Genomic DNA, 23282 nt, shown 5'->3' with positions numbered 1-23282 from the left:
GAAGCGGCTTTTACTATCTAGCTCGTCTATGACTTGGAATTATTTCAATGGAAACGTTTTCATGATTAGGGGTTGGTCACAGATTCTTTCTAAGATTTCATTATGATGCGACGTAATTTCCAGTTTCAAGGTAAGACAAGATGACGGACAAAACACTGGTTGAACTGACAGGTAAGCAAACGCAGCTAATCGTAGAGCTTGGCGACTATGCCGAGATCCTGCATTGGGGTAAGAAGGTAAGTGGTGATTACAAAGAGTATCGCCGCGCTTTGCATCGGCCCGTGCCTTATGGGCGATTAGATAATGATGTCGCCATGACGCTAAATCCCGAGCTTGGCCGAGGTGTGTTTAGTAGTCCCGGTGTTGAAGGTCATCGTAATGGCCAAGATTGGGCTCCGGTATTTGTTATCCGTCATGTTGAAGAGAATGAAAATGGTGTGGTGGTCGAGAGTGAAGATACTAAAGCGGGTCTTCGTCTTCGAACTGAGCTGATTTTAGATGCCAATGATGTGTTAAAGACTCGTCATACGCTCACTAATACTAAAACCAGTGTTTATCAGGTAAGCCGTCTTGCGAATACTTTACCTTTACCAGCCCGTGCTAATGAATTGATGACTTACTATGGTCGCTGGGTCCATGAATTTCAAACTGTGCGTCAGCCATTACATCAAGGTGGCTATCAACAAGAAAATCGTCGCGGCCGAACATCTCATGAGCACTATCCCGCGTTGGTTGTCGGCACTGCGCACTTCGATGAGATGAAAGGTGATGTATGGGGCTTCCATTTCGCTTGGAGCGGTAATCACAGGCTGCGTGTCGATGTGAAAGCGGATGGTCGTAGATACATGCAAGCAGAGGTTATTTATCTGCCGGGAGAGATCGCGTTGGAAGAGGGTGAAAGCCTGACCACCCCTTGGTTGTACGCAAGCTACAGCAACACAGGTTTGAATGCCATGAGTCACCATTTCCATGCTCATGTTCGCGAGACTATTTTACCAGCAAGTTTCGCTGACAAGCCGCGTCCTATCCACCTTAATACTTGGGAAGGCATCTACTTCGATCACGATCCAGAATACATCATGTCTATGGCGACGCAATCCGCCGAAATGGGCGTTGAACGTTTTATTATCGATGATGGTTGGTTTAAAGGGCGCGACGGTGACAAAGCAGGGCTAGGGGATTGGTTCCTATGTGAAACTAAATACCCAAATGGCTTACGCCCGATTGTGGAGCACGTAAATAAGTTGGGGATGGAGTTTGGGTTGTGGTTTGAGCCAGAAATGATCAATAAAGATTCTGATCTATTTCGCTCTCACCCTGACTGGTTGTTGGCTGTAGATGGCTACGAGCAACCAACAGGCCGCAACCAATATGTGATTAATCTACAAAACGATGATGCGTTTAACTTCTTGTTTGAGCGATTGGATCATTTCCTCTCGACTTACAATATCGCTTACATCAAGTGGGATATGAACCGTGAAGTCGTTCAGCCAGCACACCTTGGTCAGGCCGCTGCTTACAATCAGACTCAACGATATTATGCGCTCGTTGATAAAGTGCGAGCCAAACACCCGAATGTCGAGATTGAATCTTGTGCGGCGGGTGGTGGTCGTATCGATTATGAAGTGCTTAAACGTACTCATCGATTCTGGGCCTCAGACAATAACGATGCTTTAGAGCGCCAAACGATTCAGCGTGGTATGAGCTACTTTTTCCCACCAGAAGTGATGGGGAGCCATATAGGAGCAAGCCATTGTCACAGTACACGCCGTCGTCACAGTATCGAGTTTCGCGGGCTTACTGCACTGTTCGGTCATATGGGGATTGAGCTTGATCCCGTCAAAGAAGAACAAGCCGAGAAGCAGGGCTTTGAGCACTACATCAAGCTACACAAAATATTGCGTCCATTACTGCACAGCGGAAAAACCTGGCGTGTGCCGACGGATGACTGTGCCCATCAGATACATGCTGTGGTATCTGAAGACCAATCTGAGGCGGTGGTTATGATTGCTCAGTTAGCGATGCCGACTAACTCGCTCAGTGGCCACCTACGGATCCCAGGTCTTGACCCAGACGGGATCTATCAAGTATCGGTGTTGGATAAACCATCAAATTACGATGACATTGTGAATTACCAACCCCCTTGGACTGAATCTGGTTGCGAGTTATCGGGCGAGTGGTGTGCCGAAATAGGTTTAACTATGCCTATACTCGATGCTGAAAGCGCCATGTTAGTTAAATTTCAACGCATTAAAACGTCATAACAAAGATAGAGCGCACTTAGCTCATTAATCCTACCCTGATCCTGGAAAAACGCCGCACAAGTTTAAAATTTGTGTGGCTTTCTTCGTTTGTTTGTAATAATTTAATGATAATTGTTATTATTATCAATTGGTCTTATGGTTTTGAAATGTAAGGGAAAAACTTTTGTTTTTTTGCTAGTGAAAGATCATTTGTGCTCAGAGTCTCATTTTCAAAACTTTACTGGAAACGTTTCCATAAGGGCGTATTTGATCACAGTAAGACAGCAAGTCTATGAGTAGCATTACCGTCGAAATATAAATAATAAAACGTCGACGTTATCCATTCTTGTTAGGGGAATGAGTAATAGTACGACATTAAAGGAACGATTATGTCTGATAAAATTACGCTACAAACCAAACTGTCCTACGGTCTTGGTGCGCTCGGTAAAGATTTTGCCTGCGCGCCTATCTATATCTTCTTAATGTTTTACTTCACTGACGTGGCAGGTTTGTCTGCTGCTTTCGTGGGTACCATCTTTTTAGCGGCACGTATCATTGATGCAGTGACCGACCCAATGATGGGTGTGATCGTTGATAACACGCGCTCAAAATTCGGTAAATTCCGCCCTTGGATTGTGATTGGTACAATGCTTAATGCTATTGTGTTGGTCGGCCTTTTCAGCACGCACATGTTTGAAGGCACGACTCTGTACATCTACGCAGCGGCAGCTTATATCCTATGGGGTCTTACCTATACGATTATGGATATTCCATACTGGTCAATGATTCCTGCGCTGTCTAGCGAGCGTCAAGAACGTGAAAAGCTAGTCGTGTGGCCACGCCTATTTGCCAGCCTTGCATGGTTTATCACAGGTACTTACGGCCTGCACATCGTTGGTGAACTTGGTAACGGTAACCAAGGTGACGGCTTCTTCAATGTAGCAATGTTGATTGCGGTTCTGTTCGTGATGAGCGCATTCTTGATTGCGCGTAACGTTAAAGAAAAAGCGGCACCAGCGAACGCAAAACCAGCAGAGAAATTCAGCTTCAAAGACGTGCTAACCATCATTGGTAAGAACGACCAGCTTAAAGCGCTGATCGGTACGGTTCTGTCGTTCCAAATCGCTAACTTACTTGTTGGTGGCTTCGCAATCTATTACTTCTCTTACGCACTGGGTAACGCGGAACTATTCCCTGTTTACATGGCTGTTGCAGGCGCTGCTGAAGTGGCAGGTGTATTCTTGTTCCCACGTATTGCGGCATTCCTACCTCGTAAACTTTTATGGCCTATCGCTTGTGGCTTCCCAGTTCTGTCTTGTGTACTTCTATTAGTTATGGGCTTTATCGCACCAGCAAACGCAATCATGATCGGTATGGCTGGTGCAGCAATCAAATTCGGTGTCGGTATCGCAAACGCACTGCAAACCGTAATGTTAGCTGACGTTGTAGACTACGGTGAACATAAGACGGGTCGCCGCAGCGAAAGTGTTATCTTCTCTGTACAAACCATGCTTGTTAAGTTCGCAGGTGCAGCGGGCGGTTTCATTGTCGGTGTTGGTCTATCTGTAGTCGGTTACGTGCCAAACGTAGAGCAATCTGCAAGCACAATCATGGGGCTAGAGTTTATGATGATTGGTCTGCCAGCAATTATGATGACCATCAGTGGCCTTATCTATCAACGCTACTACCGTCTGCATGAAGGTTTCAATAAAGATGATGCAGACCAAGTAGAGCAGGGCGAACAAGTTGTCGCGCAAGCGTAAGATCTGTAACCGATAGAGGCGACTGGCCTTATTGATAAAGAAAACCAGCCTAATAATAAGGCTGGTTTTTGTGTATTTGGAGGATTTGAGTAATAAACAGTGAAACTTGTTTTTGGATATTTCTATGTTAGCTGTTTTCCTAAATGAGATGAAGAAGGTGGACTACTTCTCATATTTAAAACAGCTTTAGCGTTCGTTATAGGGGTAAGAATATCTTATTGTTAGTAATAATTGTTTCTTGATAACCAAATTTTCATAAGACACTTTACTACCACTTAGTTTTTTGATTTATAGAAGCTTTCCAACTTATCTAAAAAGCCATGCAGCTTTTCGTTCATCTCATCACAGTTATGACTCAGTAATACTTCGGGGTTCTGAACAAAACGATAATCTTTGGCCTCACTGAGATCAGTATTTTCGATAAGCAGCGCTACGACTTCTTTAGTCAACTCCATATGGCACTGAAAACCAAACACCAAATCGTTATAAGCGACGATTTGTCGAGGACAGCCTTCACTGAACGCAATGATTTTTGCATCGGGAGTCAGTCCCGGCATATCGTTGTGCCAATGTCCTACTTCCAGTACTGTGCCAAAATGGTCAAACAGTGGATGGGTAATACCATCTTTGGTCAGCGTTATGGGGAACTTACCAATTTCACGTTCAGGGCTGTGTTCATAACGAGCACCTAAAGCTTCTCCAATAAGTTGGGATCCCAAACAGATACCAAGTACGACTTTGCTTTCATAAATCGCTTGTGCAATTACTGCCTGCTCACCTTTGGTATCGAAGTGAGGGCATTGTTCGATAGTGGTCACAGGATCTTGGGGGCCACCCATAACAATCAGAAAATCAATGTCTTCAGTACATTTGGGGAGAGGTTCACCTAGATAAACTCGCGAATATGTAATGGTATGACGATGTTTCTTCGCCCAAGTTTCATAAGCTCCAGGAGCTTCAAAATGTTCATGAATAATGAAATGGATACGCATCTTTAACCCTTTACCTAACAATAGATTGGCAATGTTATACCAAATCTAAGTGGCGTATTTTATACTAAAGGTCACCTAATGTAGATAAGTCGCCAATCATGCAAGCTAACGACATAATCAGAGACCATCCTGATAAACAATTCATAACTAGAACAACTAAAATGGCCTCTGGTTATATTGATGATTTCCACTCACATCCATGGCATCAAATAGTGTTTCCACGCCAAGGATTGTTACAATCAGACATTGGTGATAAAAGCGGAATAGTTCCTCATAATGGCATGCTCTATATACCTGCCAATACACTTCATAAATCCGTTGCTATCACAGACACACAATTTTTGGCGATTTACCTCAACCCAAGCAAAAATATTCTGTATGGAGACCAACCTAAATCCTGCCAGGTAAGTTCTTTCGTCAAAGAGTTGATACTCATCCTGTTTGAAAGTAATACACATTCTCAATCTGAGTCCAATATCACGCATTTGTTAATGGTATTGCGAGATCAAATCCAAGTAGCAGAAAGTTATGAAATACCTCTGCTTATCCCAACCGATAAGCGTCTTTTCTCTATTTTTGTACAGCTTAAAAAGCAGCCTGATTTGTCGTTTACACTAAAAGAATGGGCAAATAAAGTAGTGCGTCTGAGCGCACGTTGTCTAGACTGTGCTCGAAAGAGTTTTCTCAATCTTTTGCACAGTGGAGACAGAACATAAGGCTAGTTTTATCTTTGCAGTTGTTAAGCTCGAAAAGGAGCATTCAGGAAGTTGCTATCGAGTCGGGATATGCATCCGATTCCGCTTACGTACAGGCTTTTAAGAAATTGTTTAATCAGACACCAAGAAAGTACCGAACGATGAACCTATAGCACACATGTACATTCGTTGATTTACGAATCGGAGTGGTTATGTATCTGTTGTCTAACGTTTGGTAAGTCATATGCCACCAGCATAAAGTTGTTTAATAAAAATTCTAACGCAGTTTTGGGGCATAGGTTTTTCAGGAGAAAAACCTGTATCAGTACGTATAGGCAGTCTAGTGAGCGTCTTCCAGGTCCACTCCAAGGTAGCGCATGGTGTTATCTAGATTCGAGTGCACTAATAAAATCTGTATCGCTCTTGTTAATGAGCTTCTCACACAAGCTGAAGTTGCACGTCAAATGGGGATCACACGTCAAAGTGTTCAGAGAACCTGCAAACAGCTATCGATGACGGTATGTTAGAAACATTAGCTAACCCATCCCACCAAAAGGCTATGCTACTTCAGTTAACGCCAAAAGGTCATAATGCTCTGTACAAAAGTAGCCGTTGAATGTAAGTGTTTTGTTTAATTCGAATATATTTATGAATTGCATTGCTATTTCACTTAATTTCATGACTTCAAGTGCCTTAAGCCTCTAACAACACTTGGTAATATTAGATAAGAGGTTATTGGCACTATGATCGCAAGGAGCACCATTAGTCTTGGTAATTCACTTTCTGGCAAATATGGGGCTAATAGCTTTGGTAAAAAATACACTAAAGGTAATAAGGAAAAGTAAGTAGCAATGGCTAATATGTGCTTATTGGGAGTAAATGTGTGCATTCATTTTTCCTGTAAATAAAAGGTGCTGAGATGCAAAACAGTTATCTCAACACCTATGCTCTTAGTGCAATTTAGAAAGAATTTCTTCAAATAAAACCTGAATTAATTTTCCACCGTTTTCACTGCTCCAATCTTGTGCCAATTCCGCAATGAGCTGGTTTGTAGAAGTCAATGTAACACCATGGCTTTCCATGCGTCTTAATGCCGTTTCATCTGCAATTGTTGTTGGAGAGCCAGAGCCATCTACAACAACTTGTACATTGTAGCCTTCGCTAATAGCTGTTATCGCAGGGTAAACAACACATACATCTGTTGTGATACCCGCGATAATAATATTTTTGCGACCAGTCTCTTTAACAGCAGCGGCAAAATTTTCATCTTTCATGCTATCCACTACACCAGCTCTAAGGATTCGGTTTTCATAGGCTTCAGGTACGGCTTGTATCAACTCATCAAAAAGGGGCCCTTGCGCTTGGTCTTCCATGCTAGAAGTAAGTATTAATGGCATACCCGTTTCTTTTGCTGCACGTGCTAACGCAACCGTATTTTTCTTAATCTCATCTAGTTCTAATGAGCCAACCCAGCCCATTGTCCCGACCTGATGATCGATTAGTAACATCACTGAGTTTTCTGGTGTAAAAGTTGTAGTTTTCATCATTGACCTCTCTATTAAGATATTTGGCGAATGCCGTGTGCGCGCAGCTGTCTTATCTTTTGAACACCTGCGATTAAATTTGAATTGCTGCTGTGTACTGACGCACCATTACTGATGAGCTGTTGCTTTAATGGCATACCTGTTACCACTATGAAATCAGCATCTTGGTGTAGTGCGTTAACAGATATAAGTTCAGATTGGTTTTCATAGATACCAAGTTCACCTGGCTCTAAGCGAACTCCACCAGTTTTTATCACTCCCTTCCTGACATAAATAAATGCTGTGGAGTGTGATGCTTGGCTAGAATGAGACCATGTACTATCGGCCTTTAGGTTGATGTGAAAGTACGACATATCAACTGGTGGTTGAGCAGCACTTTTCTGTCCGTGATACTCTCCGACAAGGATTTTGACGTTGGCACCATTAACTTCGACGACAGGAATGTCTTGCTCTTGTAATGTAGAATAGGTCACAGGACCCATTTCCAAGTCTTTTTCAGGTAGTGCAACCCAAAGCTGGAAAGCATCGGCATGTTTTTTATCAGGAAGCACGGTTTCTTTGTGCAAAACTCCTGCGCCTGAAGACATGATTTGAATGCCTCCAGCTTTTAGTAGTCCAGTGTGCCCACCTGTATCTTCGTGCGCTATATCACCAATTTGAGGGTAGCTAATGGTGGCAACGCCTGAGTGACCGTGAAAGTTGAACCCTGCTGTACCTTCCACTTGAGGCAAATAAAAGTGGTCCCACAATACAAAAGGGTTAAGCTCCTCTATATTAGTTGCCGAAACAAAGCTACTAACTGGACCATGCTTTCTGCCATTTCTAATTTTTTTAATTTGTCTTGTCATCACGTTTTATCCGCTTCAAATCCTGTTGATAAAGGTTATTGCAAGACTTATTATTTTATTAGATGGTTTATTCGGGTTTGTTAATCCCATTTTTGTAGGTAATTTATGAACCTTAATGATATCAAGGTCTTTATAAGCGTTGTCGAAGCAGGTAGCTTTGCGGGAGCAAGCAGTTTATTAGCTATGCCTTCAACTACGGTCAGTCGAAAGGTCGTTCAATTGGAAGCTAGCCTAGGAGTAAAGCTACTTCATCGAAGCACACGAAAGTTATCATTGACGGAAGAAGGTAAGCACTATTTTCATTTGTGTCAGCAGCACCTTGTAGCGCTTGAGCAAGCAAACGAATTGATTATGCAGGCACAATCCGAGCCTAAGGGAAAGGTTCGCATTTCATCGCCTTTTGACTTTGCCATGCAATATGCTCAGCCTTGGATTGCTGAGTTTTTAAAGAAATATCCAGAAATTAGCATTGAGTTGGATACTTCTGATAGCTATGTAAATATGGTGGAAGATAGAATTGATGTCGCGTTTCGCTCAGGTCATTTGAAAGACTCTTCTTTAATTGCAAGGCGAATAGGGCCAAAATATAGCGTGTGCTGTGCAAGCCCAGAGTTCTTGAGTACAGCAGGAAAAATAAAAGTCCCCGATGATTTGGCAAAGCTCAACTGTCTTATTATGGGGAAATCACAACTTTCTAATGAATGGCATTTTATGAAGCAAGAAAAAGCCTACCAAGTTAAAGTTGCTGGGAGGTATGCAGCATCAAGTATGCACTTGATTATCGAATCTGCTCTGAGTGGGTTAGGTGTTGCTTACGTGCCTATTGCATTAGTTAAGAGTCATCTTGAAAGCGGCAAACTCGTACAAGTTTTGACTGACTATGATACGCCACAGTCAAATATGTTTATCATCTATCAATCCCACAAATACATGACCAAACCAACTAGACTTTTCATTGACCATGTCATCAAAAAGGCCAGCCCTAGGTCTCTGTGGTGCTTATAATTAATTTACTCTCTATCAATTGGGAGTGTGCATAAGTCTTCTACTCATTACGGCGTTAATATTTTATCAACGTCAGCTTTTCATTCTTTTGAGTCATTCGTCTGCTAGTGAACAACTTGAGGGCAATAGTCTTACTGAGTCCAAGTTAAAACTAACCCAATGACCTCCTGCTCTTAAGGTATCGACTGGGCTAGCTTCTGCACGCGTTGCGAACTTTATATTACAGATTAACTCGAATAACCTCAGCTACTGTAAAACCCTCAAATCATCTACAACGTCATGGCGAATTTGATTTAACCTACACTTGCAGCGCCTGAAATTTCTCTACCATATCCTTATCAATCTCCTTGATTAGGTTAGGTGACAAGCCCAGGTGTTTGGCCTCAAGACTAAACGAGCGTGTTGTTTCAAATATTTCCTCAGCCATAACCATAATCGCTTTCTTTGATGACAACCCCGCCTGAGCAGCTAACTGGTCTAGTGCATTCTTTGGCGTTCGGCCATTACCACCAAATGCCGTCATATGCTCTTTGTAAGGGTTAGGGCTGTAAACAATGTCGTAGAAAGGCGATAGCGTCCAGTTATCGGCGTCACTGGCAAGGAAACTGAAGTTCTTACTGTGATCATCTTGGTTAACCGTTAGGTAATTAAACATGCAGCGCTTAATGAGCTTCTGAGACTCAGTGACACTACACATGATGCGCGTAGCTTTAACTAAATCTACATAGTCCAAAGAAGGCTCTCGAAACGGTGTATCTAACAACCCACACGCAGAAATCATATGGATTCGACCGCCTTGCTCGGTGCAATCAAATCGTTCCTGCTCTAGCCAAAATCGTCCATTACCCGCATCAATTAAATCAAAGTCTGGAACCTCAATTCCGACATTACGGGCCATCTGCATATAGCAATATTCGACTAATGATTCAGAGTGCTTCAAGTCAAACTTTTCAGATGTCAGTTTTACGATAAGCTTTGTTCCTAGTGCGTCATCTAATGTTGAATATTGCCCATTCAATAAACGTGTAACGTTCATTTTTGGCCTAGTACCACCCGAACCACCAGTATTCATCAAGTGTTCAAGCAAAGCAGACTCGGTGCCTTCAAACTCTTCAATCGCAGCTCGGCCAAGGGTAATGATATCAATCGACTCCTTGGACTCATCAAGTAAATCTAATTCAGGCTCATAGCTCAACGCACCCATGCATCTGTCACCCAAATAAGCCAATCGCTCTAGGGCGGTAACTTCCTTGGGGTTATGATCGTTCTGTCTAAATACACGATCCATGAGATAAAGGCCCCAACCATCAGGGAGGCTATCTCCAAATACCCCATGAATGCCGTAATGCGGCTCTCTAGGCGCAACTTGTAGGCTTGTATCAGCCTTTAAATTGAACGGAGCCAGAGAGGTTGAGTGAGCGCCTAAATAAGCCTCATCAAATTGAAAGAAGCTTTGCTTACTATTTTCAGCTAGCTTGCCGACAACTACCTTTTCACCTGTGCTAAGCGTTCGTTTTACGGTTAGGGCTGAGTTAAGCATGTCGAAGCACATCCTCTATGGATTTAAATTCAGGTTCAGACGACTTTGTCAGCTCTTTCACTTTTTTCAAGTCACCGACTGTCTCATAAAGCATGAGGAACTGACGCAATGAGATGTTGCCAGATGACTCAAACTTTCGGATCGTCGCGTAAGGTACGCCAGAGAGATCAGCCATCTTCTGAACACTGAGTTTATCTTTTTTCCGAGCAGACTTGATAAACTCTTTGAGTTCCATCTGCAAATCATAAGCGGTATAAAGAGATAACATACATTCCTCATAAATTGATATTATGGTATCAATTATAACGCCAATTGCGGAATAGTTGCTATTATTGTAGCAAAAATATGGTGATGGTCATCATTACTGCATTAACACGAATGACAAAAAAGCCCATCACTGTGGATAGGCTATTATTGCTACTATAATGACAAATTAGGGTTATTTGGGGTATTATTTGCTACCATTATAGCAGAGTAAAAAGCAAGGCTTTATGCATCCATTCGCTGTTTCACAAGAGCACACCTTGCTTTACATTCAGGTCACTCAACTAGCTGTGATGGCAATAGATTCGATATGAGAAAAGACAGGTTATCAATAATAGTAGAGCCTCTACTTCAACGCAGTTTGGGGCAAAAGCTTCTTAGCCAGGCCCATTCCTCCACCCAAAAACCTTTGGGGACAATGGGGGTTGTTTTGGGTAAGAGACTGAGAATATTAGAGAAGAATTAAACTTGAAGTCCTAACTCACTTTTGGACAGAAATGGGTTAGTGGTTTTGCTGATTTAGTGAATCATGGATTAGTTCAAGTATATCAAATAGACTACAGAATAATCTCATTGCTTGGAGATCTCTGCCATCAAGCGAGTAACCTGTATCGCACACCTAAGCGCATCTAGATATGAAAATGGTCTAGCTTAAAACTAGACCAATGATTTACACGCTAAGGTGCAAACCTACGAATCTCAGCCTTCATCACACATCAATAGGAGAACGCAAGTTAGGTTCTCCTTTTTAGGTACTTCAAGTCAAAGTTCCAGTTCATGCATTGGAACTTTGTTTTTTTTTGCTTCCGCTTTCACAGTAGGAGTCAAGCTTTCTAAATAGTTAACAAGATCCTGATTATTAAGAATCCCTTTATAGAGTGCAGTCTCCCAGTTTTTATCTTGATCATTGGGTGCTCTTTCATTTATACGAGTTGTAAGAGCATCCGATATATCAAAGTTATTTTTTCTTAGAAGGCTTTTCCAATGTCTTATCATTCGATTGCTGTATGCAATAATTCGTTTCTTTACTTGTAAACCTCTAAAATGAAGTGTCAACCTCTTTACGGATACAGCACAAGAGTTTATGTCATGAGTTAGCCAAATCTTTGGTGTTACACTGATTGCTCTTGTGGCTTGGTCAAATTCAACCTCTATCGAGAACGTTACTTCTGATAAAGCCTTGTGATACATAGGGCTATGAAATATCGCTAGATTTTCAGTGTCATCAAAGTAGTCATCTCCTTTAATAGGTGCACAATCTCGGCATTGAGGAACTAAGTTGTTTGGGAAGATAGCAAACTCCGGCCAATCACTTTTTGGTATGAAGTGATCTAAAGTGTTCGGTGAAACGGGATTTCCACAAAATGGACATTCACTTAATCCATGTTCATTCCTTCTCTTTAACAGCTCCTTTTTTAAATCGGCAGGTGGTTTATTGTAAAAGTCTTTTAGGACATCAGAGCTTTTTTGGAATCGAGATTTATGTATTATCTTTGAGTGACTGTTTACGATTCCATCATAGTTTTTATAAACATCGATTAGTTGATCTTCTATGTCCTTTAAATCATCTACATTTTTCTTTTTTGAGGATGTTGCGTGTGATAACCACTCTTTATGTGACTTTTTCTTAACTCTGGTATGACCTAGATATTTCATTATCTCACCTCGAAATCTATATCGTCATCGACTTCTGAAGCAGATAAGTAGGCTAAAGCTTCATCTCCAATTTTTGTCGAATATTTTGATAACATTGAGTCAATGTTATCTAGACCTTCTTTTTGTTTTAATTGATCAATTTCACTTTGAAAAGGCTTGTCGGTGTGGAAGTCTTCGAATGTCTCTCCAATGATAATCTCAAGTGATTCGCCATAGGTTTGTATTTCTGGTTTGACAGCTCTTGTATACCCATTATTGTTCTTTAGTATAACAATACCGTCCCTCGCGACTTCTCGTGCTATTAGGGGAGAGTGAGTTGCAATAATGGCGGAAGACTTAGTTTCACTCAATAGCTTCTTTAACATATTGATTAAAGCAACCTCAAGCGTAGGATGAAGATATAGTTCTGGTTCATCGATAATTATTAAACTTTCATCCTCAATTTCGGCAACTAGAGAAGGGATCATATATGAGAAAATCTCTTGTCCTGAACTTAAGCTTATTGGAACATTATTTTTGAGGAAAAATAGTCCTTCCTTTTCATCAAAGTCTTCTTTTTTTTCATTGAATGATTTTGTTTTCTGGCTGTTTACTTTATAAAACTCACCAGTGGAAATGAGCTTTACAGCGATGTCATCAAAGTCCATGCAGAGAGAGAGTGTATCCTTTAACGTTTTCAGTCGATTATCTTCATTCCACCAATTTTCTTCTCGGTCATATTTCATTATTGACTTTATTGACTTGACGCTAGATTCTTTTGGCCAGTTTAAATTAAAGTTGCTTCTATCATCCTTGAAACCAATATAAGCATATTTATTTATTTGTATGTTTCTTCTGTCTTTTGATTTTCTTTTTCTTTTCGGTTTTTCATGTTTTTTGTCTAACATATCGAGCAATTGAGTTTTAGTATAAAAGCTCTCAAAAGGAGAGTATGCTGTAACTATTAGCTTGTGAAAAAATGGCCAGCTATGACTATTTTCATGAACACCAGACATAACCTCGGTTATCCGTTTCAGAACGTAGCTTTTACCTGCTCCATTTTCTCCAATTAGAAGATTTATGTTAGTTTTTGCAATTTCTTTTGATGTATTAAATTTAAACTCTATTGGATCCATCGTTTCTGATGGTTCGTCAAGTTGTAGGTTAAACCTAGTTTCGGTTTCATAAGTGCCTAAGGCTACGTGATACCCCTTTCTTATTAATGATTTAGTAGTTTCCCCATCACGACCTATAGTTTCGTCGTAACCGTCAAATTGGACAAATTCAGCGATGTTTTCATATAGGTAACTCGCATCGTGAAGGTGTGATAATAAGTTATCAACTTTCTCTTGTACTTCTCCAAGTACGAAGCTCAGTTTTTGATAGTAATCAATACTTTCACCGAGAGAAACTGCTGTTAGATCTCCAATCATTTCTGTTACATCAAAGATATTCTTTGATATTTGCTCTCCTTTTTCATAGAAGTATGAAGCGGTGTGTTTCTGACCATCGATCAGTAATTTTAAAGTTCCTACTTTATTAAATTTACCTTTGGAGACATGATAAAGCTTGAATGTTACTTTGTAGCCAAAATCATCCCAAGGGCTTCCAAAGTTGGTTCCTATGTGGTCTTGAACCAAGTGAAAACCTTCATAATCTGTAATGGATAAAGTTTTTGAAATATAAATCTTCATGATGAACAAGCGCTCGATACTTTCCTACTAGGTACGTTTGATATGAATTTTAACTTAACATTTGGTTTCTTAATAGTGATAAGCACCTAGAATTACACTTAACCTGTTGGTTTATATGAATTTGCATTGAAGAACTAAAGTGACTTTGATGTGCTAAACCTCAGCACCCTGGACACTACACAAATTTGAAAAAGTAGGTCAAATTAAATACACAAAAGAGCGATGGACGAATATCATAAATTACAATGGGGCATTTTTGAGTTAGAAAGTGCCACGAGTATAATTTCAGATCAATGAAGCTTTTGGACAAGGAATGTGTCAAAGATTCCTCTAAATTAGCAATTCATAGATAACTAAAGGTATGGAAATCAGCGCTCTAATGCCTTTCAATAAAAAAGCCCAAACGAAGGATTGGGCTTAATTCAATTATCATGAAACCATTGTCACGGCGGTTATATACCGTTTAATTCCCCCAGATTTGGCTGACAAACTCTGGATGGTCAATAAACGGGTTACGATTTCCTTGGAAATCATGTACCGCTTGGTTTCGGTCGATTTCTTTTTGGCTTACTGGATCTATAGAATGCCAACGCTTAAGCATAGTAAGTAGCCAAGGTTCAAATACGGTGGTATTGGTTCCATCCAGAACGGCGTTTGAGCTTGTAGAGTTACCTTCCCAGCTCGCGATTTCATTTTCATAGCGTGTTGCCATGTAGAAATATGCTCTTGCGAAATCACCTTTGAACTCATCAATTGGTTCAAACACAGTACCCACATAACCAAGAGAGCTCGCTGCGCTGCCTAGTTTAGAGCCATTGCTTGACGTGTATGTTGCATTACCCACCTCACCAAATGGCCAGTTACTGCGTTTCGAGTTAACGTAGCCGTCAGTAGCAAATAGATGATGACCGTCAGAGTTCATTGGCTCCACTTTTCCACCAAACCAGCTTTTCGGGAAAGAGTGCTCGCGGTTGTAACAATCACCTTCCTTGCTGTACTGACCGCATTGATCAGTCACCTTAGTGAATTGGATTGAATCCGAACCTGAAGGCTTCTCTGAATACATATCGAGAATTGACCCATCTGTCTCATAGTATGCGTCTAGGTCAGCCTCAGACACTAATGTCCAGATAGCGGTGTAACCCTGACTACTATGGTTATCAATAATTTGATGCAAGGCCGTTTTTAACGCAAAGCCCGTTTTGCCTTCAGCGTCTTTGTAATACTCGCCTAATACTGGTGGTTCAGTTGGTGGTGTCGTTGAGCCACCGACTGTAAATTCTGTACTCTGACTTGATTGGAAATCACCGCCAGACGCCACAATGGTTCCATTAACCGACAAACTGTACGAGCCATTGCCCACATTGCAGCACATTCCATCGCCATAAGAGTCTTTAACTTCTAACGTATAGCTGCCGTTTGCTAAACACATTTCCACTTCATTGGTGGTGTTATTTTGATAGTCTGAACCAGAATAAAGAGTTTGAGAAACTGAGTTTTTAAGAGACCAACTGGTTTCAGAGCCATAGTTATCCGTCACTAGCGTAAGTGTGGCGCTGGTATCATTACAGCTTTGAGTGGGTGGAGTGACCGTAGGCTGAAAGTTATCTAGGTACACAACTTCCGAACCATCAAAGCCTGCTTCATCATAAAATCGTACGCCCACAACAATGTCTTTGGTGCTTGTAGCACTGTACGAGTGAGTCAATGCTTGCCACTGGTTCGTTAAACCATTATTTGAGTAACCTAAATAGCCATCAACAAAAAGGCGAGCTTTCACGTTGCCTTCCGTATGGTAAACATCGACAGAGAAATCATAAGTTTTCCCTTGTTCAACACTTATCGTTTGCAGAAAATCGGTGTTACTTTGAGTGCCTGTATTCACTGTTACTTGCGCAGAGAAACTGCCGTTAGTGACAGGAACGTTAGAGGGGGAAACCGCAATGCCGGAATCAATTACACTCCATCCAGATGGTGTGTTTCCTTCCCAGTTTTCGAAACTTCCATTTTGGATTTGTGCATGCGCATTTGCTGAACAAAGTAATGCAACGCCACTTAGTGTTATTATTCTATTTATCATATAACCTTCTGTTTAATTGGATAAAAATCAACTAAGCTTAGAAAGTAATCAAAACATTAAGAGAGACATACATCTCATTAATAAATGTAATGGTCATCACTTTTATTAATATATGTGATGTAGAACAATGCAACATTGACCTATTAAATGTATTTCACAGGCCAGATTTTAGAAAAAAAGACTCATCTAGGCTGTCAGGGGAAAGCTGAAATGAACTCAAAATAAGCTCATTTCGCAGGCTGCGAATCGCACACTGCGAAATGAATTTTTGACTTGAAAAAGGGCTCTTCAAATTAAGAAAGTGCCGTCGGAAAAATCCAGTCGCTTTCAATATTTTAATCAAGCTTGATCAAGGCCGATTGACTCTATATTTTGCTTGTTTGGTTAACAATAAAACTGAGAGTTACTGCGACAATACTAAAACTCACTACACCAACTCGCTGACTATGCCAAGTAAACGGTTAAAACGGCAAACTAAAACAGTTTGCCGTTTTATAGTGAGGGTTAGTGATTGATCCAGTGCTCACAAGCTAGCTCTGCAACCATCATTTCGATGTCGTAGGGTACTGGCTGCGGTGTTTTGGTGAGTGACTTGGCATTCAGCGCGATACGCTCAAGACTAAGCGTTTGAAGAGCAAGACCTAAGTCCATAATTTCAATTGGATTTCCATCACCTGCAGATAGGTTGACTAAGTTCGCATCTGATAACACAAACAGTTCTTTGTTTTCACCGGCTATTTGATAAGCAGTGACGTGCGGGCGTATACGATTAACGCTCTCACTCATCGACTTAAGTTGAGGTAAGTTAATTTCTCGTTGGAAATGACCAGCATTTGCGATGATGGTTTTGTCACGCATGAGCTCGAAGTGCTCTTTGCGTAGCACATCGTCACGACCTGTGATTGTGACAACCATGTCGGCATCAGGCAGTGCCTTTTCAAGTGTTGAGGTATAGAAGCCTTCCATGTGCGCTTCAAGCTTAGTCAGAGAATTGTTCTCAACCACAGTGACATGAGCTCCCATTCCTCGTAGACGCTGTGCGGTTCCAGAGCCACAGTAACCATAGCCAATGACGACAACTTTCTTGCCATGAAGCATAACGTTGGTGGCTCGCATTATTCCGTCCACAACCGACGAACCTACGCCAAAGCGATTTTCAATGATGCGCTTAGACATGGTGTCGTTGATGATCAACGTCGACCACTTATCGGAGTTGAAGTCTTCACGGAGGCGGTTAGCGCCTGTCGTCGTTTCTTCTGTTGCCCCTAGCAACGTGGCTTGCAAGTGCTCAAACTCAGGGTGAGTAAACACAAGTTCGTGTAAGTCCGCACCGTTGTCAGCAATGATGTCTGGATTAAAGCTAAGAACGTTTTCACAGTAGCGCATGTGATCTTCAAACGATTCATTGCGATGAGAGAATACGTGAACGCCGTAATCTTTCACCAATGCCGCTGCGGTTTCGTCTTGGGTCGACCCCGGAGAACCGGTTAAAACAACTCTGGCTCCACCTTTTGTTAGAGCTTCCATCCATACGCCAGTCTTGGCTTCAACATGAAGACAGATGCCGATGGTTAACCCTTTGAAGGGCTGTTCTTTTTCTAAGCGCGTAATAAGACTTCGCATAATCGGCATGTGTGCACGCGCCCAATCGATTCGTTTAGTACCTTCAGGCGCAAGCGCCAAATCTGCTACGTCATGGGTGATATTCGTCATGTCTGTATCCTTTAATGAAAATTGGTATGGACACAGAATGAGTGAAATCGAGGTTTTGAAAAACAAAGCTACGTGGAAAGATTGTTCTTGTAGAGAAACTATAACGTGAGGTATGTAAAAGGAACTTGTGAATTCTTTTAGTAGTAATGGGGTAGAATTGAGAGACTATTTGAGGTGCCCCTATGAAAAACTTGAATTTAAATTTGGTCACTACCTTTTATACCGTAGTGAAGAACAATTCGTTCTCTCAGGCTGCGGATGAGCTGATGTTGTCCAAATCTGTTATCAGCAAGCAAGTTCGTCAGTTAGAGAATGAATTGCAGTGTACGCTCATTCAGAGAACGACCAGGACGTTATCCTTAACAGAGCATGGACAGTATCTTTATCACCGATATTCAAAGATTCTTGATGATATTAAAGAAGCTCACGATGTTATCGATCAACGTAATGAGACTTTGAGTGGCTCTTTTAAGGTGCGTCTCCCGATCGTTCTTGAACATGATTTAGACCTCATGCAAAAAATCAGTTCGTTCGCTCAAGCATACCCTAAGGTAGAACTTGAATTTACGTACGGCTATACATTGGATGATCTCGTGTCTGATGGAATCGACTTGGCCTTTCATATCGGTGATATGCCGGATAGCAGCTTTCGATGTAGAAAGATCAAAGACATCGGTACCAAAGTGGTCGCCTCAAAGAGTTACTTAGAACAAAATGGTACGCCAACCATCCCGTCTGACTTAAAAAAACATCGCTGTATGAACTATCGAAGTTGTCTCACGAAGGATAAATGGCGATTTAATTTTACGGATGAGTCTCATGAGTTTGTTGAATTGAATTCAACGATACGGTCGGACTCTGAGGCGATGCTAGTCGAAATGGCCAAAAGTGGAGTAGGCGTTGCATGTGCACTGGATTTTCTGGTTAATGATTACCTAAAACGAGAAGAGCTTGTGAACTTATTAACGGACTATACTTGGTCAACTGAATTGTATTTTGTTTACCCGAGCTCTGTTGTTGCATCACACAAGGTTAGAACGTTTATCGACCACGTTTTGCAATAGTTTAGTGGGGTATAAAAAGCCCCCAATAGTTGGCGTCCAACCATTGGGGCGTTTATTTTTGACCTAATTTCTAATGGCTAACCTACGCTTCTACTTGCGGCATTCACGATTCGATTATCCAAAGTAACCAATATAACGGGCAGTATTGATAGCAACATCACCGCGGCTAATGTAGAGATACCGCTAACGCCCATCAATCCTGAAATTGCTACAAGCAGCGCACCACCAATCATTCTCAAAAAACCATCAATTGATGTCGCTAGACCAGCACAGTACTTAAATGACTCGAGTGCCAATGATGTCGCTGAGCCAGAAAGAAGACTGAACCCCGCGGCGCCTAATGCCGATAAAACAAAGAATAGGTATGTGGCATTCGGTGCAATGAATAACAATCCAATGCCACCGATAACGATAATCACAGTACCTAAACGCACGGTATTTCTACGACCAAACGCTTTCATTAGCTTGGGGGCAATCAGGCTAGACAGTATTTGAACGCCTCCAATGATCCCGAACATCACAGAGAACTGTACTTGAGAAAACCCACCTTCACTTATTGCCACTATGGGGGCGACAGAGATGTAGGTTAATAAGGCGCCAAAACTGAGCATGTTTGTCAGCGAATACACCAAAAAACTTCGATTGCTCAATATATCTCGTACGTTGCATTGTAGAGCCTCGGTATCCTCTACCTCCATTGTTGTCTTAACACTCGGTTGCGACTTAAGAGCCATTGCAGAGAGCACAAAAAGCAATATTGCCAAGCCAGCCATGAGGTAAAAGCCAGCGGTCCAGCCCCAAAATAGTGCTAACCCGCTACCAATTAGCGGAGCAATTGTCGGAACAGCACTGGTCACGCCACCCATGTAGCTCAACCACTTTCCAGCAGCGTCTCCTTCATAGTTATCACGTATCCAAGCCATTGCCGTAATCATGGTGAAAGACGCTCCGACACCTTGAATTGCTCGCGCGGCGTACAGCATATTTAGGGAGGACGAAGCGACAACCAACAAGCTACCGGCGGCATACATAAACAAGCCAAGCATTGCTGAAAACTTTCGACCCTTACGGTCAGAGACCGGCCCAGCAATGAGTTGACTGACCCCCAAAGCCAGAATGTAGATTGAAATGGTCTGCCTTATTTCACTGTCGGAGGCAGCAAAGCTCTCAATCATTTGAGGAAAAGATGGCAAATAGACATCAATCGCTAGTGGTCCCAAAGGTATGAGTGAGAAAATTACCAACAGAGGAAGAATTTTGTTGTTTGCCATCTTAAACTCCATTACTCGCTGATTTTTGGATATAAAGACACGCCTGAACGTGATGCAATGGTGTGTACAAATTTCATAAGGCGTTCGCTCATTTCAAGTTCAGCAATCATGGTGTAGCTTCTTATCTCAGCAAATATGACAACGTCGTCGATACTCAGCGCTCGCTTGCCAGATATAAAGTCATCAAGCTCAATGAATGATTCGAGCTCTTCTAAAAGTTGCTGTAACTCTGGTAGGTACTCTTTAGTTCTTGCTAACGCTTGATCAATTGATTGGCCCAAAGCGTTTTTGCGTGACTCGGTAAACATCTTGAGTGCCGACGGTGATGCAAGCTCAGGGAGATTCAGCTTCGGCATTCTCGGGTATAGAAGTTGTGCAGATACCGGGTAGAGTCGCGTCAGAAGATCTTGTAACGGTTCTGATATTTCATAACCCTCAAATAGCGGCTTATCTAGTTGATCCAAGTAACGAATGATATCTAGGCTCTCGACCATTAGTGAGCTTTCACGATCATGGGGCTGGTGTAGTTCAAGTACAGGAACAGTCAAACGCTCTAACTTACCGTCTAGAGATGCCGGTAGCTGACCTAGTGTCATTGGCTTGATTTCACAATTCAGGTTTTTCAGTCCAATAACGGTCTTAACTCGGACACAAAAAGGGCAACTATCAAATACATGTAATTTCATCGTTACGCTCCAATTAGTTACCATGCCAAATTGAGTAAGCCATGCGCTCAACATGAGCGGATAGGTGTTCCTCGTAACCATTCCAATGACGGAATTTAGGAAGTTTTATCGACGTTTTAAGCTCATCGACAGATTTTCCTTCTTGTAGCCCTTTCCAAACCGCGTCAAATAGAGCTTGGGCAAATTCTTCACTCTCTTTTAGAAGCTCAGGTGAATCGACCGGAATATGGCCATTGACGATAGTGTCGAATTCGAGTTCTTCTCGAACACGTTTAATCGTATTTAATGTTGCGACGTAGTCTTGTTCAATCAAACGACCTGAGCTCACCAGGTACTGTGGTAAATGCCAGTCAACGGCAACAAGAACTTTGTCTTCAGGCATGTGCACAATACTCATACAGTTACCATCATTCTTACCGTAGTAATGGAGGTCGATTTGTTTCCCACCCAATGAGATAGTCATGTCATCTCTATAAGTCGTTGTTGGGTAAGCCACTTTTTGTTCTAAATCTCGAGAGAGTAAGTCTGTGCAGTTTTCTTGTGCAATAAACTCAGCCCCCTGATCTTTGAAGATTTTTCCCCCACGGGAATGATCAAAGTGGTCGTGAGAATAGATGACTTTTTTAACGGGTTGCGTTGTCACACGGCGGATTTCTTTCATCATTTGTGCTGAGCGAGCATCTCCAGAGGGATCGGTGATGATCACCCCTTCGTCGGTAACAACAACCAAGCTGTTGTAAAAAAACTGAGAATATTGATAGATGCCATCTTTCAGTTTTGTCATTACCGGTTTAGAAGGATCGAAACTGTCAGCAGCACTGACACTGGTCGCCATTCCTAAAACCAGAGAAAGAGTGGTGAGTTTTGAAGTAAGAGACATGATTATTTCCGTTTCACTGTTGATGATGAAACAGAAGATAATTAACATCAATGAATAGAACAATAGGCGTAAAAGTAACTTCACTTAATACAAAAGGTATCAAATGGATAAGTACCGGAATATGCAGCTGTTTTGCTCTGTTGTCGATAAAGGGAGCTTTTCTAAAGCGGCAAAATCACTGGGTATCACACCTGCGATTGTTGGTAGACATATTGCCGCGTTAGAAGACTCACTAGGATTTGTGTTGTTAAATCGCACAACGCGCAGTATGCACCTTACACCGGGAGGCAAAGCCTATTACGAGGGGGCGAAAGCGGTGTTAAGTGATATTGAGCAGCTCGAGGACTCATTGGCGACAGCACATCAAAATAACCCAGAAGGGCTCATTCGTTTGTCCGCACCTGATGCCATGGGATCTTTTTTAATGAAGGCTATCAAAGAGTTTCGTAACGAATATCCAGGTATTCGTTTTGATTTAGCTTTGTCGAACCATCATATAAATTTGATTGAGGAGGAGATAGATCTGAGTATTCGATTTTCCTTCGAACTTCAGGATTCTTCTTATATCGCAACTAAGCTCGGAGAGTCAGAATTCGGCCTTTATGCGGCTCCTTCATACATAGAACAATATCAAGCTCCAACTGATTATACTGAGCTGATGGATCACGATTGTTTACATATGGGGAATTCAAGAGATGGGGATTACTGGACACTCACCATTGATGGAAAAAGCCTTTCCTATAGGCAGCCTTGGGTCGCTGTTATTTCAGATACACACACGTTAATTCAAGCGACTTTAGATGGAATGGGGATTGCGATGATACCAAGTGTATTCGTTAATCCCCATGTGAAGCGCGGGCATTTAGTTCAAATTGAAAATGTTGCCAATTTTCCGATAGTGAATATCTATGGTATGTATCCAACTCGCAAGCATGTACCGTTTCGCTTATCGCTATTCTTGAAGTTTTTAAAGGCGAATTTTACTCGCATCATTACTTCGTAGGAAAAGACGACCACATGGAGAACTACGCCGCTTAATTACTCGGTGTTTATTCTTTAGGTATATGCCCCGTCTTCTTAGCAAGCTTTTGCATTGCTTCGGCAAAGGTTGTTGTCCCGCCTTTTGCCTTAACCTGAACGACTTTAAACCCCATTTGCTCGAGCGTTTTGCGCTCGGCTACTACTTCTTTATCATCTTCTTGGCTGCCTTGAACTGGCTGATGAATGTAGCACCCTTCTAGTTGGCCATCTTCGACGAGTTGGTGGTGTTTCAATGTGTTGATATCAAATTTCATAGTCAGTCTTTTGGTTAAGTTTGGGTAGTAGCATTGGTAAAGTCGAAAGCCAGTACCATCCTGTTATGCA

The 23282-nt window shown here is 41.8% G+C and carries 18 protein-coding genes and 2 pseudogenes; 6 read left to right on the top strand and 14 right to left on the bottom strand.

Annotation, left to right across the window (positions count from 1 at the left end; translation table 11 throughout):
* The first annotated feature begins 140 nt into the window (after nt 1-140).
* Nucleotides 141-2264, top strand: coding sequence for an alpha-galactosidase (locus OCV50_RS22730; protein ID WP_261905273.1), 2124 nt, complete (start codon nt 141-143; stop codon nt 2262-2264).
* A gap of 368 nt (nt 2265-2632) precedes the next feature.
* The gene (gene melB, locus OCV50_RS22725) at nt 2633-4006 is read left to right on the top strand and encodes a melibiose:sodium transporter MelB (protein WP_261905272.1); all 1374 of its coding nucleotides are present in this window, start codon (nt 2633-2635) and stop codon (nt 4004-4006) included.
* Nucleotides 4007-4281: 275 nt separating this feature from the next.
* On the opposite strand, the gene OCV50_RS22720 is transcribed toward melB, so the two are convergent.
* On the bottom strand, nt 4282-4998 hold the full coding sequence (locus OCV50_RS22720) for a type 1 glutamine amidotransferase (RefSeq protein WP_261905271.1): 717 nt from the start codon (nt 4996-4998) through the stop codon (nt 4282-4284).
* Nucleotides 4999-5096: 98 nt separating this feature from the next.
* Here OCV50_RS22720 and OCV50_RS22715 point away from each other — a divergent pair.
* Nucleotides 5097-5866, top strand: a pseudogene (locus OCV50_RS22715) (AraC family transcriptional regulator).
* 167 nt (nt 5867-6033) lie between these two features.
* Here the strand turns inward: OCV50_RS22715 and OCV50_RS22710 are convergent.
* The 3 genes and pseudogenes from OCV50_RS22710 to OCV50_RS22700 all read right to left on the bottom strand — a co-directional run.
* Nucleotides 6034-6117: pseudogene (locus tag OCV50_RS22710) on the bottom strand (integrase); the annotation flags it as partial.
* Between the two features lie 526 nt (nt 6118-6643).
* A complete protein-coding gene (locus OCV50_RS22705; RefSeq protein WP_261905496.1) occupies nt 6644-7237 on the bottom strand; it encodes an isochorismatase family protein in 594 nt (197 codons plus the stop codon).
* A gap of 14 nt (nt 7238-7251) precedes the next feature.
* Nucleotides 7252-8085 (bottom strand): pirin family protein, encoded by an 834-nt coding sequence (locus OCV50_RS22700; RefSeq protein ID WP_261905270.1) that lies wholly within the window; start codon nt 8083-8085, stop codon nt 7252-7254.
* Between the two features lie 105 nt (nt 8086-8190).
* On the opposite strand from OCV50_RS22700, the gene OCV50_RS22695 reads away from it, so the two are divergent.
* On the top strand, nt 8191-9090 hold the full coding sequence (locus OCV50_RS22695; protein WP_261905269.1) for a LysR family transcriptional regulator: 900 nt from the start codon (nt 8191-8193) through the stop codon (nt 9088-9090).
* Between the two features lie 298 nt (nt 9091-9388).
* On the opposite strand, the gene OCV50_RS22690 is transcribed toward OCV50_RS22695, so the two are convergent.
* The 6 genes from OCV50_RS22690 to OCV50_RS22665 all read right to left on the bottom strand — a co-directional run bounded on the left by OCV50_RS22690 (nt 9389) and on the right by OCV50_RS22665 (nt 18016).
* A complete protein-coding gene (locus OCV50_RS22690) occupies nt 9389-10630 on the bottom strand; it encodes a type II toxin-antitoxin system HipA family toxin (protein WP_261905268.1) in 1242 nt (413 codons plus the stop codon).
* Nucleotides 10623-10898 (bottom strand): helix-turn-helix domain-containing protein, encoded by a 276-nt coding sequence (locus OCV50_RS22685; RefSeq protein ID WP_102282377.1) that lies wholly within the window; start codon nt 10896-10898, stop codon nt 10623-10625. The genes OCV50_RS22690 and OCV50_RS22685 overlap by 8 nt, the downstream gene beginning before the upstream one ends.
* A 758-nt stretch (nt 10899-11656) precedes the next feature.
* Nucleotides 11657-12550, bottom strand: a complete 894-nt coding sequence (locus tag OCV50_RS22680; RefSeq protein WP_261905267.1) for an HNH endonuclease — start codon at nt 12548-12550, stop codon at nt 11657-11659.
* Entirely contained in the window at nt 12550-14223 is a 1674-nt protein-coding gene (locus tag OCV50_RS22675; RefSeq protein ID WP_261905266.1) for an AAA family ATPase, read from the bottom strand. The genes OCV50_RS22680 and OCV50_RS22675 overlap by 1 nt, the downstream gene beginning before the upstream one ends.
* A gap of 463 nt (nt 14224-14686) precedes the next feature.
* A complete protein-coding gene (locus tag OCV50_RS22670) occupies nt 14687-16303 on the bottom strand; it encodes an endonuclease (protein ID WP_261905265.1) in 1617 nt (538 codons plus the stop codon).
* 504 nt (nt 16304-16807) lie between these two features.
* Nucleotides 16808-18016 carry an adenosylhomocysteinase gene (locus tag OCV50_RS22665; protein ID WP_261905264.1) on the bottom strand — a complete coding sequence of 403 codons (1209 nt, stop codon included), beginning with the start codon at nt 18014-18016 and terminating at the stop codon, nt 16808-16810.
* A 182-nt stretch (nt 18017-18198) separates the two neighbouring features.
* Between OCV50_RS22665 and OCV50_RS22660 the strand changes: the two genes are divergently transcribed.
* A complete protein-coding gene (locus OCV50_RS22660) occupies nt 18199-19080 on the top strand; it encodes a LysR family transcriptional regulator (protein WP_239842816.1) in 882 nt (293 codons plus the stop codon).
* A gap of 77 nt (nt 19081-19157) precedes the next feature.
* Here the strand turns inward: OCV50_RS22660 and OCV50_RS22655 are convergent, their stop codons facing one another.
* Genes OCV50_RS22655 through OCV50_RS22645 form a run of 3 tightly spaced genes read right to left on the bottom strand, consistent with a single transcriptional unit; the run spans nt 19158 to nt 21917 of the window.
* Nucleotides 19158-20351, bottom strand: a complete 1194-nt coding sequence (locus OCV50_RS22655) for a multidrug effflux MFS transporter (protein ID WP_261905263.1) — start codon at nt 20349-20351, stop codon at nt 19158-19160.
* An 11-nt stretch (nt 20352-20362) separates the two neighbouring features.
* On the bottom strand, nt 20363-21037 hold the full coding sequence (gene grxB, locus OCV50_RS22650) for a glutaredoxin 2 (RefSeq protein WP_261905262.1): 675 nt from the start codon (nt 21035-21037) through the stop codon (nt 20363-20365).
* A 13-nt stretch (nt 21038-21050) separates the two neighbouring features.
* Complete coding sequence (locus OCV50_RS22645) at nt 21051-21917, bottom strand: MBL fold metallo-hydrolase (protein WP_261905261.1); 867 nt, start codon at nt 21915-21917, stop codon at nt 21051-21053.
* A gap of 103 nt (nt 21918-22020) precedes the next feature.
* On the opposite strand from OCV50_RS22645, the gene OCV50_RS22640 reads away from it, so the two are divergent.
* A complete protein-coding gene (locus OCV50_RS22640) occupies nt 22021-22920 on the top strand; it encodes a LysR family transcriptional regulator (protein WP_261905260.1) in 900 nt (299 codons plus the stop codon).
* A gap of 46 nt (nt 22921-22966) precedes the next feature.
* Here OCV50_RS22640 and OCV50_RS22635 read toward each other — a convergent pair whose 3' ends face one another.
* Complete coding sequence (locus tag OCV50_RS22635) at nt 22967-23212, bottom strand: hypothetical protein (protein ID WP_261905259.1); 246 nt, start codon at nt 23210-23212, stop codon at nt 22967-22969.
* Between the last annotated feature and the right edge of the window lie 70 nt (nt 23213-23282).

The sequence above is a fragment of the Vibrio fortis genome, from assembly GCF_024347475.1.
Taxonomy (GTDB): Bacteria; Pseudomonadota; Gammaproteobacteria; order Enterobacterales; family Vibrionaceae; genus Vibrio; species Vibrio fortis.
This window is presented reverse-complemented; position numbering and strand designations above follow the sequence as displayed.

Bases quoted from the DNA above. Each gene is read 5' to 3' on its own strand.
- grxB (WP_261905262.1), bottom strand. From the start codon at position 21,037: ATGAAATTACATGTATTTGATAGTTGCCCTTTTTGTGTCCGAGTTAAG.
- OCV50_RS22660 (WP_239842816.1), top strand. From the start codon at position 18,199: ATGAAAAACTTGAATTTAAATTTGGTCACTACCTTTTATACCGTAGTG.
- OCV50_RS22690 (WP_261905268.1), bottom strand. From the start codon at position 10,630: ATGCTTAACTCAGCCCTAACCGTAAAACGAACGCTTAGCACAGGTGAA.
- OCV50_RS22675 (WP_261905266.1), bottom strand. From the start codon at position 14,223: ATGAAGATTTATATTTCAAAAACTTTATCCATTACAGATTATGAAGGT.
- OCV50_RS22635 (WP_261905259.1), bottom strand. From the start codon at position 23,212: ATGAAATTTGATATCAACACATTGAAACACCACCAACTCGTCGAAGAT.
- OCV50_RS22670 (WP_261905265.1), bottom strand. From the start codon at position 16,303: ATGATAAATAGAATAATAACACTAAGTGGCGTTGCATTACTTTGTTCA.
- OCV50_RS22680 (WP_261905267.1), bottom strand. From the start codon at position 12,550: ATGAAATATCTAGGTCATACCAGAGTTAAGAAAAAGTCACATAAAGAG.
- OCV50_RS22695 (WP_261905269.1), top strand. From the start codon at position 8,191: ATGAACCTTAATGATATCAAGGTCTTTATAAGCGTTGTCGAAGCAGGT.
- OCV50_RS22720 (WP_261905271.1), bottom strand. From the start codon at position 4,998: ATGCGTATCCATTTCATTATTCATGAACATTTTGAAGCTCCTGGAGCT.
- OCV50_RS22665 (WP_261905264.1), bottom strand. From the start codon at position 18,016: ATGACGAATATCACCCATGACGTAGCAGATTTGGCGCTTGCGCCTGAA.
- melB (WP_261905272.1), top strand. From the start codon at position 2,633: ATGTCTGATAAAATTACGCTACAAACCAAACTGTCCTACGGTCTTGGT.
- OCV50_RS22730 (WP_261905273.1), top strand. From the start codon at position 141: ATGACGGACAAAACACTGGTTGAACTGACAGGTAAGCAAACGCAGCTA.
- OCV50_RS22655 (WP_261905263.1), bottom strand. From the start codon at position 20,351: ATGGCAAACAACAAAATTCTTCCTCTGTTGGTAATTTTCTCACTCATA.
- OCV50_RS22705 (WP_261905496.1), bottom strand. From the start codon at position 7,237: ATGAAAACTACAACTTTTACACCAGAAAACTCAGTGATGTTACTAATC.
- OCV50_RS22700 (WP_261905270.1), bottom strand. From the start codon at position 8,085: ATGACAAGACAAATTAAAAAAATTAGAAATGGCAGAAAGCATGGTCCA.
- OCV50_RS22685 (WP_102282377.1), bottom strand. From the start codon at position 10,898: ATGTTATCTCTTTATACCGCTTATGATTTGCAGATGGAACTCAAAGAG.
- OCV50_RS22645 (WP_261905261.1), bottom strand. From the start codon at position 21,917: ATGTCTCTTACTTCAAAACTCACCACTCTTTCTCTGGTTTTAGGAATG.
- OCV50_RS22640 (WP_261905260.1), top strand. From the start codon at position 22,021: ATGGATAAGTACCGGAATATGCAGCTGTTTTGCTCTGTTGTCGATAAA.